At 67.2% G+C, this 12,214-nt stretch carries 15 protein-coding genes; 4 read left to right on the plus strand and 11 right to left on the minus strand.

Annotation, left to right across the window (positions count from 1 at the left end; translation table 11 throughout):
* Positions 1 to 190: 190 nt before the first annotated feature.
* From AB0B45_RS15385 to AB0B45_RS15395, 3 genes are all read left to right on the plus strand, one after another.
* A complete protein-coding gene (locus AB0B45_RS15385) occupies positions 191 to 1,537 on the plus strand; it encodes a helix-turn-helix transcriptional regulator (RefSeq protein WP_358130532.1) in 1,347 nt (448 codons plus the stop codon).
* A gap of 139 nt (positions 1,538 to 1,676) precedes the next feature.
* Positions 1,677 to 2,216: an NUDIX domain-containing protein gene (locus AB0B45_RS15390; protein WP_358130534.1), complete on the plus strand. Its 540-nt coding sequence runs from the start codon at positions 1,677 to 1,679 to the stop codon at positions 2,214 to 2,216.
* Between the two features lie 163 nt (positions 2,217 to 2,379).
* The gene (locus AB0B45_RS15395; RefSeq protein ID WP_358130536.1) at positions 2,380 to 2,823 is read left to right on the plus strand and encodes a hypothetical protein; all 444 of its coding nucleotides are present in this window, start codon (positions 2,380 to 2,382) and stop codon (positions 2,821 to 2,823) included.
* A gap of 123 nt (positions 2,824 to 2,946) precedes the next feature.
* Here the strand turns inward: AB0B45_RS15395 and AB0B45_RS15400 are convergent, their stop codons facing one another.
* Genes AB0B45_RS15400 through AB0B45_RS15410 form a run of 3 tightly spaced genes read right to left on the minus strand, consistent with a single transcriptional unit; the run spans position 2,947 to position 6,202 of the window.
* The gene (locus AB0B45_RS15400; protein WP_358130538.1) at positions 2,947 to 5,391 is read right to left on the minus strand and encodes a LysM peptidoglycan-binding domain-containing protein; all 2,445 of its coding nucleotides are present in this window, start codon (positions 5,389 to 5,391) and stop codon (positions 2,947 to 2,949) included.
* Positions 5,388 to 5,777, minus strand: a complete 390-nt coding sequence (locus AB0B45_RS15405; RefSeq protein ID WP_358130541.1) for a pilus assembly protein TadG-related protein — start codon at positions 5,775 to 5,777, stop codon at positions 5,388 to 5,390. The genes AB0B45_RS15400 and AB0B45_RS15405 overlap by 4 nt, the downstream gene beginning before the upstream one ends.
* Positions 5,774 to 6,202, minus strand: coding sequence for a TadE/TadG family type IV pilus assembly protein (locus AB0B45_RS15410; protein ID WP_358130543.1), 429 nt, complete (start codon positions 6,200 to 6,202; stop codon positions 5,774 to 5,776). The genes AB0B45_RS15405 and AB0B45_RS15410 overlap by 4 nt, the downstream gene beginning before the upstream one ends.
* Between AB0B45_RS15410 and AB0B45_RS15415 the strand changes: the two genes are divergently transcribed.
* Positions 6,203 to 6,721: a DUF4262 domain-containing protein gene (locus tag AB0B45_RS15415; RefSeq protein WP_358130545.1), complete on the plus strand. Its 519-nt coding sequence runs from the start codon at positions 6,203 to 6,205 to the stop codon at positions 6,719 to 6,721.
* Positions 6,722 to 6,726: 5 nt separating this feature from the next.
* On the opposite strand, the gene AB0B45_RS15420 is transcribed toward AB0B45_RS15415, so the two are convergent.
* The 8 genes from AB0B45_RS15420 to AB0B45_RS15455 form a co-directional block, all read right to left on the minus strand.
* Complete coding sequence (locus tag AB0B45_RS15420) at positions 6,727 to 7,098, minus strand: TadE family protein (RefSeq protein WP_358130548.1); 372 nt, start codon at positions 7,096 to 7,098, stop codon at positions 6,727 to 6,729.
* The gene (locus AB0B45_RS15425; protein ID WP_358130550.1) at positions 7,095 to 7,289 is read right to left on the minus strand and encodes a hypothetical protein; all 195 of its coding nucleotides are present in this window, start codon (positions 7,287 to 7,289) and stop codon (positions 7,095 to 7,097) included. Before AB0B45_RS15425 ends, AB0B45_RS15420 begins: the two co-directional genes overlap by 4 nt.
* Before the next feature lie 18 nt (positions 7,290 to 7,307).
* Positions 7,308 to 7,991 (minus strand): type II secretion system F family protein, encoded by a 684-nt coding sequence (locus AB0B45_RS15430; RefSeq protein WP_358130553.1) that lies wholly within the window; start codon positions 7,989 to 7,991, stop codon positions 7,308 to 7,310.
* Between the two features lie 188 nt (positions 7,992 to 8,179).
* Positions 8,180 to 9,010 carry a type II secretion system F family protein gene (locus AB0B45_RS15435; protein ID WP_358130555.1) on the minus strand — a complete coding sequence of 277 codons (831 nt, stop codon included), beginning with the start codon at positions 9,008 to 9,010 and terminating at the stop codon, positions 8,180 to 8,182.
* Positions 9,007 to 10,296, minus strand: a complete 1,290-nt coding sequence (locus tag AB0B45_RS15440) for an ATPase, T2SS/T4P/T4SS family (RefSeq protein WP_358130558.1) — start codon at positions 10,294 to 10,296, stop codon at positions 9,007 to 9,009. The genes AB0B45_RS15435 and AB0B45_RS15440 overlap by 4 nt, the downstream gene beginning before the upstream one ends.
* A complete protein-coding gene (locus tag AB0B45_RS15445; protein WP_358130560.1) occupies positions 10,293 to 10,973 on the minus strand; it encodes a hypothetical protein in 681 nt (226 codons plus the stop codon). Before AB0B45_RS15445 ends, AB0B45_RS15440 begins: the two co-directional genes overlap by 4 nt.
* A complete protein-coding gene (locus AB0B45_RS15450) occupies positions 10,970 to 11,542 on the minus strand; it encodes an SAF domain-containing protein (protein ID WP_358130563.1) in 573 nt (190 codons plus the stop codon). Before AB0B45_RS15450 ends, AB0B45_RS15445 begins: the two co-directional genes overlap by 4 nt.
* A gap of 82 nt (positions 11,543 to 11,624) precedes the next feature.
* A complete protein-coding gene (locus AB0B45_RS15455; RefSeq protein ID WP_358130564.1) occupies positions 11,625 to 11,963 on the minus strand; it encodes a hypothetical protein in 339 nt (112 codons plus the stop codon).
* Positions 11,964 to 12,214: the final 251 nt, after the last annotated feature.

Here is a 12,214-nt window from a genome sequence, read left to right on the forward strand (position 1 = left end):
CTCCAAGCTCGTGACTATCAGGGGTGTGCCGCGGCGGTGATGGTCCTGGAGATCGGGGTGCACATCCTGACCGTGCGGTTTACGCTCCGACCATCCGCCCGCACGGATCGTCACCCGGAGTGGGCCGGGCCGCCCAGAGGGCCGGCGTTGCTCGAAAAAGCAACACCGCAGCGCACAAGGAGGCTTGGTGATGGACCAGCACGAAAGCATCGCTGCGTACGCGTTCGGGCCGGTCCTGCGGCAGCTGCGCCAGCAGGCCGGCATGTCGCTGCGCGAGCTGGCCGCGCTGACGTACTACGACCACACCCGCATCCAGCGCGCTGAGCAAGGCAACTGGCTGGCGCCGCTCGACCGCGTCCAGGCCATGGACACCGTGCTCGGCGCCAACGGGCTGCTGACCGCGCTGCGCCAGGGCGACGGGCCAGCCGCGCCCCTCATGTCCGGCGTCGCTGGCATCCATGAGGGCGAACCCGTCATCCTGGACATGCAGACCCCGGATGGCAGGATGGTGAAAGTGACGATCTCGCGCCGCCAGTTCGCCCAACTGATCGCCAGCGGAGCACTCTCCTCGATCCTGCCCGCGCTCGGCGACCCCGACCAGGCGCAACGGGTCGCGCGCGCCCTCGACCAGCCCGCCCGGGTCGACGGCGAGGTCATCGACTACTTCCACCGGGTGTTGAACGAGCACTACACGGCCGACAAGATGCTCGGCCCCCGAAGCCTGCTACGGCCGGTGCTGGCGCAGATCGAGGTGCTCGACGAGCTACGCCGCGGCGCAGGCGCGGCGCACGCCGACCCGCTGCTGCAGGTGCTGTCCCAGTACGCCGAGATGGCCGGATGGCTGCACCAGGACCTGGGCGAGCTCACCGAGGCGATGGACTGGACGAGGCGGGCAGCCGAGTGGGCGCATTGCGCCGGCGACACCCAGATGGCCGCCTACATGCTGGTGCGGCAGTCGAACATCGCATGCCTGACCGACGACTACGCCGCCGTCGTCCAGCTCGCCGCGGCCGCGCGCCGCCGCCCCGCCGAGCTGGAGCCGAAACTGTCCGCGCTGGCCGCCCAGCAGCAGGCTCGCGGCCTTGCCATGCTCGGCGAGCACAGCCAGGCGTTCGACCTGCTCGACCAGGCGGCCGAGGCGTTGCGCGACCACCCCCACGTCACCCACTCAAACGTGCCGGTCTACCTCCACTACTACGACTCCGACACCCTGCAGGAGCAGTCAGCGGTCTGCTACCGGGCCGCGGGCCGCGCCGATACAGCGGTGCGCATCCTGCAGGAGCAGATCGGCAAGCTGCCCGCCACCCTCGTGCGTGATCGTGGCCACCTGACCGCCAAGCTGGCTGTGGCGGTGGTCCAGGCCGAGCGGGACCCGGCCCGGGCGGCGCACCTCGGGCTCCAGGCGCTCGGTGTCGCGCGGCAGACCAGCTCGGCACGCATCCGGCGAGAGCTGCGCACCCTCGACGACGAGCTGCTTGAGCGGTGGCCTGACGACAGCGACGCCCGGGCCTTCCACGAGGCGCTTGTAGCCGTCTGACCCTCCCGAAGTCAGGCGTTCGCCCTACCCGGATTGGCCGACGTCGGCTGACAGCGAGAGCAGAGGTCGGCACCGGTGCCCGGGCGCGTCTCGCCGATTCCCTCCCGGTGCCGGCCTTCAGGCCGCGATACTGACGGCCATGACACCCAATCCCGCCGGACACGCGGCGTTCACTCGGATCAAGATCCGCACCGGTGCGCTCGTGTTCTGCGGCGACGACGTCGCCCTCATCCACCGCGACCGCGCCAACTCCGTCCACTACACCCCACCCGGCGGCAACGTCGAACCCGGCGAGGACCTCCTGGCGGCGCTCGGCCGCGAGTTGGCCGAGGAACTCGCCCTCAACATCGACCAGGCCACGCCGCCTCAACTGCTGTGGGTGGCCGACCAGATGGTCACCCGCCCCGGGCCCACCGCGCCGCCGCGCAAACTGCATCTGATCTACCGGCTGCACGTCTCCCCGGAGGTCCGTGACCGGATGGCAGCCGAGGAGTACGACGAGTTGCCCGATGGCGGTCGCGAGGTGGGCATCGTCGAATGGATCGACTACCGCAAAACCGCCGACCTGCCTATCTTCCCTCCGATCGGGGCTGCCCTCGCCGCACTGTCCTCTCCACATGCCACGCTGACCGACGCCGCTCTGCCTGCCGTCACCGACGACAACTACACCTGGATTTGAGCGCCACCTCGATGAAGAGGTAGTACTCGCACTCGCACCTGGGACGCGATCCAAGTAGCCGCCCTTAAGGCTTCCGGGCCGCTGGAGGCAGAATGCTTCTCCGCGCTAACCTACAGAAATGGATCTGTTGCTAGCTCGACAGACACTCTCGCGTGCTCGGCGCATGCTGGACGACCTGAGTGGTCGTGTAGAGAACGAGGTCGCTTTCCGGGACCTTTTGCCCTATGTCCTGGACTTGCTCGCCGGAGTGACGCGCTGTATCGACGACGAGAGCAAAGGATGTAGGACGAGCCAGTTCGCCAGTTGGTGGCATACAGCTGACCGTAGGATGCAGAAGGCGATCCAGGATCTGCGCAACGCCGAACTGAAGCGGGTTGAGTCGCGGACGAAGCCAAGAGTCAGGGTCGAGATGACATCTCCTAATCCTAAGCCGGCTGCTATGACCGTCGAGAAACTTACTGCCAATCAAGTTCACATTGACGTTTCAATTGAATGGCAGTTCATCGGCGGGGATCTCGATGGGAAGCAAGTTCTCCCTGCGTTGAATGAGTACTGGCATGAGGTAGGCGTCATCCTTACGAAGGCTGAGACCCTACTCGAGGCTTGAAACCCGCTGCCGGCGAATTCATGTGTGCGCACCAACATCAGCCTCACATTGCTCGGAACAGCGCCTGAGGCGGTTGGTCTTTGTCGAGGCTCTGAGGGAATTCCCTTCCACCGCTGCGGCAACCTAGCGCGCCCGGCGTCCCAGGACCGCGGCGAGCACTTCCGCCGTAGCAGGCGTAGGTTCGGTATGCAGGGTCCGTAGGTGCGCTAGGAGCAGTTGGCCGGTGAGCCTGGCCTGCTCAAAGTAGCCGAGCCGCTGGTGGAGTCGCATGATCCGGCACCAGATCTCTTCGGTGTCCGGGTCAAGACGGCGCGCCTGATCGAGCAGCTCCAGGTTGCGCTCGTGGTCGTCGCACAGCTCCGCGAGCTGGGTGAGGACGTCGACCTGGGCCAGGGTGAGCGGGTAGCGCTCCTCCAGAATCCATTCCTCACTCAGGCCGCTGCCGAGCTCCCCGACGCACAGCCTTGCGGCGCGGTCAAGCACTGCGAGCCGGGATGCCGTGTCGGCGGCGACCCGCACAGCCTTGACCTCTCGCTGGAACTCCCACAGGTCGAAGCCGATCCGTTCGGCGTCGACGCGGTAGGTCTCGTTGTCCATGGCCACGACGAACGACTCGCCGGTCAGACCGGTGGCCGTCTCCAGTGCGTCGCGCAGATGCCGGAGCAGGCTGTGAAACTCGTGACCGGGCGGCTTGCCAGGCCACAGCGCCTCACTGATCGCCTCCTTCGTCGCCCCTCTCGGGTGCAACGCGAGGTAGACGAGCAAGGAGAGCTTGAGACCGCGAATGCGCAGCGGCTGCTCGTGATCCTTCACCAGGACAGCTGGTCGCCCCATGACCTGCACCCATACGGGCGTCGGATGCTCCCACTCAGCGACTGTGCCTACCGGTGGGACAGCCGCATCCTGCTCATACGCATCAGGTTGGGCCTCGCCGAGTACGCGCAGTGCATCGACGAGATCTCCCGCCGGAAGGTGTACGAGGTTCGCGCCGGTCAGGGGTCTCCCATCCTGGCCATGTGCAGCTGACACCGAGTGATCAGCGGCCACCTGGCAGGTGGCCGCAGGCCAGTCGCCCAACAGAAGGGCGCCCATGCCGCATCTGGGCTCCAACAGAGTACCCAGACGGGTGTCGACCTCATCCTCCGGCGTCACAACGAGGATCACGACGGGCAGCGCCTCCCCAGGATCGCGCTGCCGGAGTTCTTCGACGTGACCTGCTTCTCGTTCGGCCAGCATTCGCCGTCGTGTAAAGCGGATCTCCTCGAATCGATCGAGCGCTGCCCCCATCGATTCCAGCACGGTCAGCCCGGGTACGCCTCGCGCCAGGGCGTGGCATTCCTCAACACCGAGAAGCCGAGCCGCGTCCGCCGCACAGGTGAGGACCTCAACGCGGAAGTCGCCCGCCTGATGCAGCAGGTCCACCAGGATCCCTCGGACCACATCGAGCGCTCCTGGTCCGGCGAGTCCGAGGCTCATCCCCGACAGACTCAGTCGGACCGGAGAGCCGTCCTCGTGGACACCGATGACGATGTCATCAGGCACCTCGATAGTGGACGCGGCGCGGACCAGTTCAGCTTCCGATGGCGGCGCCTGGTCCTGTTCGCGAAACAACTGATTGTAGGCACGGCGAGAAGCTTCGATCACCGGCGGTATGTCGGGCTCCGGAGTGATCGTGACCCCTTCTGCGGCGGACGGCAGTACTCGGCGGCGTCGCCGGTGGAACCGCGCGAGCACCTGAGCGGCGCACATGCCTGCGACCGCGGACAGCGCCACAATCCCACCGGACGGTACGTCGATGGTGACGATCACCGGAGTGGCGGACGGTGCCTGCTCCGTCGGCTTCGCACGGGCTTGAGCGGGCGGCGACGGTTCATGGGCAGGAGGCTTCTCGACCTGAACAGATGGCTGGGACCGATGCGCATCGGGCAGACGGAGACGCCAGCCGGGCTGGATGACGTCCGGATCGGTAAACATCTGGCCGTCGACCTGGCGCCGGTCGCCGTTGAGCTTCCAGATCGTGCGCCACTTCAGCCCGCTGCCGAGCCGGTGACCGGCGATCTTCCACAGACTGTCCCTGGGCTTGACCACGTGAACTGGTTCGCGAGGCTTATGCGGAGCACCGTCGACAGCAGCGTCAACTTCCACGACCTGCGTGGCAGCCACGGGTACCGCAGCTGGCTGTATCGGCGTGCTCGCAGCGCGCAGGTCGATCAGTAGAACGGCTATCGCCATCGAGCCCAGCAGTCCGGCGGCCATGGCCTGAAGCGGCCCAAGCAGCGGAACGTGAAGCTCCACACCCCGCGCCAGCGCGGTGATCTCAACGATGAGCGCCACGGAGAAGGCGGCCCACAGCAGCCAGAGTGGGACGGCGAGCACGCTGAGCAGGAGCTGGTCAGGTATCGGGTTCAGCAACAGCCGCTCTATCGCAGTCCAGGAAGGCACGCCGCGCGGGATGGGGAGGCCCGCGAACCGCACCAGCATGTACGGCACGCCGCCCTCGATCCCGATGAGCACGACGCCAGCCAACAGGAGGCGAGCTCCACGGCCGAGGATGATGAGGATCTTCACCTGATCACCTCCGTGACACCGCGCTGTGCTACGGCTGCGGCCTCCCCGGACACCCGGATCGACCCGAGTCCTGCCAGCCCGAGGATCTGCGTGGGCTGGACGGCGTGGACTGCGACGGTGACCCGGTCCCCGGACACCGTGACCATCGCTGTGTCCGACGTGGCCGCGATGTATGCCAGCGCGGCAGCCCGCGCCCGCCCTGGATCCAGCCGCACCTCGGCGTCCCGCCGGTAGGCCGCCAGGTCCAGTTGCTGTGCTCCGGCTCTCGCAGCTTCCTGCGCCTCGTTGACCGCCCGTACCCGCGCGCCCAGCGCCAGCCCGCCGTCCACCACCAGCCCGGCGAGCAGGAACAGCGCTCCCACGATGGCCACCACGAACCCGGTCACCGCGACCTCCAGTAGTCGATCGGCGCCACGAATGATGAGCTCAGCGCCGTATTGCCTGGGATGTGGACGAGTGCGACATCCGACAGCTTCACCTGGCAGGTGACCGTCACCGTGACGCTCCCGCCAGGCCGGAATGAGCTGAGCCCGACGTTCACCTGCCGGCTTGCACATATAACCCGTTTGGCGGCCAGCGCTCCATCAGCGGCTGAGCGGGCGGCGGCACCAGCAGCGGCCGGGGTGCGCGCGACCGACGCGGCCCGCGCGGCCTGGTGCGCGGCGTTGTTGACCTCCAGCCGCGCGGTCACCAGCCGGCCCGCCGCGACAGCGAACAGCGCCAGCACGAACAGCAGCAGCGTGAGCGTGATCAGCTCTGCCGTCGCCGACCCCCGCTCTCGTTCAAGAGGAGCTGCCCTAGGCTCAGCCACATGCCCGACTCCTGCCAGTGTGTGATCTGTTTCGAACTCGACAGTGGTGACCGCCGAACGATCGAGCACATCAACGAGTATGGCTGGAGCGTCGTCATGATCCCGGAGGACGAAACGGGGCCGGGATGGGCGTTCACCGTCGGCCTGCGACACAGCTTCGACTCCCCCGAGATCGCCATGTTCGGGCTGGACGTCGAGCTCCTGCGAAGCTGTCTGAACACCCTGGGAGCCGGGATCGCCGCTGGTCATTCGGCTCGCGCCGACCAGCGACGGGACGACGTGCTGGAAGAGCGCCTGGTAACGCTCAAGATGGTCGACGCCAGCTGGCACTCGACCCTGTTCGGCACGGCGCTGCAGTTCTACCAATACCCTCCGCTGCCGTTCCTGCAGATGTTCTGGCCTGACGGGCAGAATCGGTTCCCCTGGGATGAGGGCTGCGCGCTGGGGGAACTCCAGCCGTCGCTGTGGATCCCGAAGGCCGAGCATCCGGCAGGATCCTGGACCCAGCTGCCCTCCTGACCAGATCACTGATCACCTCGGAACCGCTCGACCGGCCCGACCGCCACTGAGCCGACCGGCAGCTCGAGGAAGGGCACCACAGCCTGCGCCACCCCTGTGATCTCCACGCGAGCCGCGTCAGCCGTACGGGAGACCGACACCTGCGGAGAGCGCAGCACAGATCGGCCCATTTGCGACAACAACGACGACGCCTTGGCCTGACCGGCGCCCGTGCTTCCCCCGTGCGCGCGGACCACCGCCAGTGCCTCCGCCGCCGCGGTCTCGGCTATGTGCACGGCGTGCTGCCAGACGCCGAACTGCACCACGAGCAGGATCAGCACCATGACGAAAGGGAACGTCATCACCATCTCGGCGGTGGCCGCTCCCCGCTCACTCACCCGAGATCGAGCGAGTTCGCCTTCGCGAGCAGCTTGCTCATCAGGATGGCGCCCACGGCGATCGCGATGGCGACCAGGATCGCGACCATCACCACGGTCTCGGTGGAGTAGCCCGCGTCCGGGCGTTCGTTCACGGCCTTGCGCACCTTCTTCAGGTGAGCCTCGAACAGGACCATGAGCCGAAGCAACACGAGTTACCTCCATGTGATTCAGAACCCCGTTAGAACGGCCGCGATGGCCGGATAGCCGACGAAGACCAGGAACCCGACGAACAACCCGACGGTCACGACGCTCATGCGTTCGGTCGCGGCACGGGCGTCGCTTTCGATCTCGGCCAGCTGATGGGCCCGCAGCGACGCCGCCTTGGCCACCAGCGAGGCCCGCACTCGCGCTCCCTCGGTGCCCGCCAGCGCGACGGAGGCTGCCAGTTCGGACAGCTCGCTGATCCCGTACTCTTCGCCCATCTCCCCGAGGGCGGACCATGGAGTACGGCGGGTAGACGTCGCGGCCATCAGGGTGGCACGTAGCCGTACGAACGCCCAGCCGCTGCCACCGGCTGCCGCGTCGGTAAGAGCCCCGTCGACGCCTCGGCCTCCCGCCAGCGACACGACGACCAGGTCCAAGAACGCCGACAGCGTGTGCCGGAACTCCGCCCGCCGTTTCGCGGCTTCCGACCGGATGGCGGTGTCAGGTACGAAGAAGCCGACGACGCCGAGCAGCACCATGCTCCACACCGGAACCTGCCAGGGCAGGCGAAGATCGGCCAGAGCGAGCATGCCGTACAGCGCTGGTCCCAGCAGCAAGAAGACCAGCCCGGCCGCGAGCTTCTCGCCGAAGTACCGCTCCACCGCCTTGTCACAGACCGCCAGGTCACGCCGGGTGGCAGTGCTCACCGGGTTTCTGGTGGCGAGCGGCCGACCGAGCCGGGCAACCACATCAGGTTCAGCAGAGGCCTTCGCCGGCGTGCCGTGGCGGAGCCGTACAAGCTCTTGAGCGAGAGACAGCCGAGCAGGCCACAGGCCGAATGCCATCAGCACTAGGCCGAGGCCGATCCCGGCGCCGAGAATCAGCGAGAGGACCATCAGTCCTCCAGATTCGTGAGGACGCGAGGCGGCTCGCCGATCCGGCTAAGTCGATGGATGAGGTAGAACGACGCGGCGAAGACCAATCCGACGAGGAGCAGCACGACCTGGCCGATCGTGGTGCCGTAGGGAGCCAGGAAGTCACGGTTGAACAGCATCAGGCCACCCGCCATGAGCACCGTGACGGCCATGATGGTCCGCACCGACGAGTGGGTCTGCGCGCGGGCGGCGGCCACGCGCAGCCGCATCACCGCGTGTGCCCGAGCAGCCTCTGCCAAGCGGCCGAGGAGATCGCCGAGCTGTCCGGCCTGCCGCTTGGCAGCCAGGATCAGTGCGCCGCACACGAGGTCGCCGGTCGGATCGGCGAGGTCGTCGGCGAGCAGTTTCAGCCCGTGCGGAAGCCGTTCTCCTTGGTCGAGGCGGGCGGCCAGCTCCATGATCTCTGGACGGATCGGCTCAGGGGCGATGGCCGCGGTACTGCTGACCGCCTGGTGCAGGCCTGCTGAAGCGGCGAGGGTGTCACGGAGCATCTCGGCCCAGACCGCGACCGCCTCGATGCGGGCGACCTGCCGAGCGTGCTCACGGTCGGGGCCGAGCGCCTTGGGCAGGAACCACGCGGCCAGACCTGCGAGCGCGGCGCCGACGGGCCAGCGGGTGACGGCTCCGATGAGTACGGCGGCGCCCACGCAGGCGGCCAGCCGCACCAAGAGCCGGGGGTCGAGCGGGCCGCGAGGTTCGACGACGCGAGGCTTGAACCCGGTGGCGACGAGGACGAGACCGAGACCGATACCGGCACCTGTCAGGGCTGCGAGCAGGGCATATTCCGTCATGAGGCCAGCCACTCGTCGACGTTCAGGCCCGCTGCCTCGAACTCGTCCAGGGTTTCGGTGCGCAGCGGGTGGTTGCGTATGGCACGACGGTCGGGGCCGGGGGCGTAGATCTCGTTGGAGATGACGTTGATGCCGTCGCACCCGACGATCTCACGGACGCTGGAAACGACGCGGATACCGTCGCGGGTCAGCGTGAGATACACGACGAAGTGCAGCGCTTCGGAGATGAGCATGGCCGCGGCCTCGGCCGACAGTCGCTCAGGGGCCTGCATCGCGAAGGATGAGAGCCGCTTGAACGCACCATCGCTGGAGCTGGCGTGTACGGTGCTGAGCGAGCCGTCGTTGCCCTGGGTCATGGCGTTGAGCATCGGGATGATCTCATCGCCTTTGACCTCTCCGACGATCACGCGGCTGGGTGACATGCCCAGCGCGATGCGGACCAGCTCCGGAAGTGTGACGGCGCCCTGACCCTCGATGTTGGACTTGCGAGCCTGGAAGGCCAGGACGTTGGAGTGCGCTTGCTTGTCGCGGTCCAGGCCGAGCTCGAACTGGTGCTCCACGGTGATGATCCGCTCGTCTCGCGGCAGCACCGAGGCCATCGCTCTGACCAGAGTTGTCTTTCCACCACCCGTCGCGCCGACGACCACGATGTTCTTGCGGGCCAGCACGGCCGCGGAGAGAAATCCTTGAAGCTGGCGATCGAACGTCCCAGTCTTGTACAGATCGTTCATGGTGGCGTCGGGGAAGCGGTGGCGACGGATGGATGCGGCTGTCTGCCGGGAGATGGCCATCGTCGCGACCAGACGGGCTCCATCCGGGAGCTCCATCTCCAGCATGGGCGAGCCGGGGTCGAACCGGCGCTCTCCGACACCGAGCAGAGCGGCGACAGTGCGGATCGTCTCCGCCAAGTCCTCGTCCGATTCCGCGACCGGGCCGACTTGTTCCGACGTCCCGTCGGCATAGGTGATGTGGACGTCGTCGAAGGCGTTGGCGTTGATGTTCTCGATGTTCAGGTTGTCGAGGTACTGCTGGAACCCGGCGAGCCCGAACAGCCGGTTGTCGACCGCTTTTGCGATCTGCGCCTCGGTGACCGGATCCAGTGGAGGACGACCTGCGTCGATCGACCGCCGGATGTGCGCGTCCAGTGCCTCCGTCGTGAGCTGCCTGCCGTACTCGCGCCGCTCCTTCGGGGTCATCGGCGGACGTCCCGCCTCCTCGTCCGCGCGGCTGCGGGCGGCGATCCTGTCGGCAACCTCGACGCGGATCTGTTTGATCAAGTCCTTCACGGAGTCGGCTCCAGCTGGACAAACGTAGCCAAGGTCGCGGAGAGCTCTTCTGCGGCCCTGACCAGGCGGGTACGGCGGCGTCGGCCCTCCAGGAATGCCTGGGCAACCGGATCGTGGCGGATGTGCGCGCGGACCTTCAGCCCGAGCGCGTCCGTGACTTCCTTGGGCGGATACGGACCGCGACCGACAAGGACCAACTCCGCGTTCGGGGGCAGTCCATCGAGGTGCGCGAGATCAGTCAGATGGGCGCGGGCGAGAACGAGGAGCCGGTCGGTTGAACGAGCCAGCTCGACCGAGGGTCCGACCAGTCGCCCGAGGTCGGCGATCAGCATCGTGTCACGGAGGAGCTTCGGAAAGAGCGCGGGGAGCGTGGGTGCGAGTGCGCTGATGGCGGCGTACGCCTGCGCGGGATGGGCCGGCGCTGCGATCACTTTCAGTCCGCTGAGCAAGCTCTGTGTGTGCCTGGTCAGGACTTCTGGGTCGCGTTCCCTGCGGAACTCTGTGGCGAGCGATGCGATGCCGGGATCCGGTTGGAGCCCGTGGTATCCGGCCAGGTCGCCACCAGAGGCGTCGAGTTCGGCGAGTAGTGCGCTTCCTGGCCAGGTGGTCGCCAGGGCGAGTGCGAACGCCGTCACCCCTGGGGAGCCCTTCACCGATGCCACGCCGATCACCGTCATGGTGCCTCCGGTGAGATCTGCATCAAGCTCACCAGACCCTGGGCGATCGGAGCCGAGACGGACTGCGCGTCGATCTGTGGCAGCAGGAGGGTGACCACAGCAGGGTTCTGCGGCTGTTCCGGCCGGTCAACCTTGGTGACCACGGCGACCACGGCTTTCACCTTGGTATTCGCATCCGTCATCACTCCAGTTTCGGGAATCGGTGAGACGGATACGCGGTCACCTGGGGCCAAGTCCGGTGGATACTGGCCGGGCTTCACCGCAACGCCAACCACGGCAAGCCCCGGCTGCGGGAAAGCCGGGTCCCCTACGACGTTCTCGGTGACCAGCGTGCCCGCCATCAGCGGCACCTTCGTCTGGCGTCCGATTACCTTCTGCGCCATGCCCGGCGGGACAAGGTTCGCATCCATCGAGCCCTTGACCGCGCGGAGGTCGGCCGCGGTGAGGGTGTGTCCCACCTGCAGATCGGTCTGGACGGCCAACGCCCCAGTTTCAACGGCCCCCACGCGCAGTGTCACCGCAGCCGAGGCGAACGAGCATGCCAAGACGACGATGCCGCCGAAGAGCACCCTGCCTACACTGCGGCGTCGTTTCGGCATACCCGGTTTCGGGCGTGCCGGAGCGGCAGTCCTTACCAACATGTTCCCCCGTTCAGTTGGTAACGATCGCCTGGCTTTCGGCGACCCGGAAGCTTGTGGTGGAGGTGGTGACGAGCGGGGGGAACGTGCCGCTCTCCCCGGCGGCGCTCCAGGTGATGGCCCACGTGATCGTCGCTGTCACCGGGTACTTCGCGCTGGGATTCGTCGCGCTGGACTTGACGTAGGTGTGGCCGCAGGTCGGCGACTCCTTGCGTGCGTCGTCGCGACCGTGTCTGAATGGCGTCCCCGGGCCCTTACAGGTCACCGTGGTTTCATCGCCCATGTTCCAGGTGACGAGTGTCGGCGTCGCCGTAGCGGTCGCGGTGATGCCACCGGCCGTGGCGGTCGACATGTATGGATGCCAGATGCTCCGCCCAACGGATAGCCAGATCGGGAGACGGACCAACTGCGGGTCGGACGGCTTAGGCGAAGAGTCGATGGCGGGCGATGGCAGTGTGAAGCGGTCCCGAGCTATGAGAGCAACCATGATCGGAGTCAGCGCCGGGGCTCCGTCTACTGGCTCACCTTCCGGCGCGCCACCGTCGCGGGCGAGGAGCGGCGGCTGCCCTGGGCAGGTGATCAGGACCCATCGCCCGCTGCTGG

Source organism: Nonomuraea sp. NPDC049152, assembly GCF_040648355.1.
Lineage (GTDB): Bacteria > Actinomycetota > Actinomycetes > Streptosporangiales > Streptosporangiaceae > Nonomuraea.

Coding starts and splice junctions, on each gene's coding strand:
- AB0B45_RS15415 (WP_358130545.1), top strand. CDS start 6,203: ATGCCCGACTCCTGCCAGTGTGTGATCTGTTTCGAACTCGACAGTGGT.
- AB0B45_RS15395 (WP_358130536.1), top strand. CDS start 2,380: ATGCTGGACGACCTGAGTGGTCGTGTAGAGAACGAGGTCGCTTTCCGG.
- AB0B45_RS15435 (WP_358130555.1), bottom strand. CDS start 9,010: ATGACGGAATATGCCCTGCTCGCAGCCCTGACAGGTGCCGGTATCGGT.
- AB0B45_RS15390 (WP_358130534.1), top strand. CDS start 1,677: ATGACACCCAATCCCGCCGGACACGCGGCGTTCACTCGGATCAAGATC.
- AB0B45_RS15445 (WP_358130560.1), bottom strand. CDS start 10,973: ATGACGGTGATCGGCGTGGCATCGGTGAAGGGCTCCCCAGGGGTGACG.
- AB0B45_RS15455 (WP_358130564.1), bottom strand. CDS start 11,963: ATGTCGACCGCCACGGCCGGTGGCATCACCGCGACCGCTACGGCGACG.
- AB0B45_RS15385 (WP_358130532.1), top strand. CDS start 191: ATGGACCAGCACGAAAGCATCGCTGCGTACGCGTTCGGGCCGGTCCTG.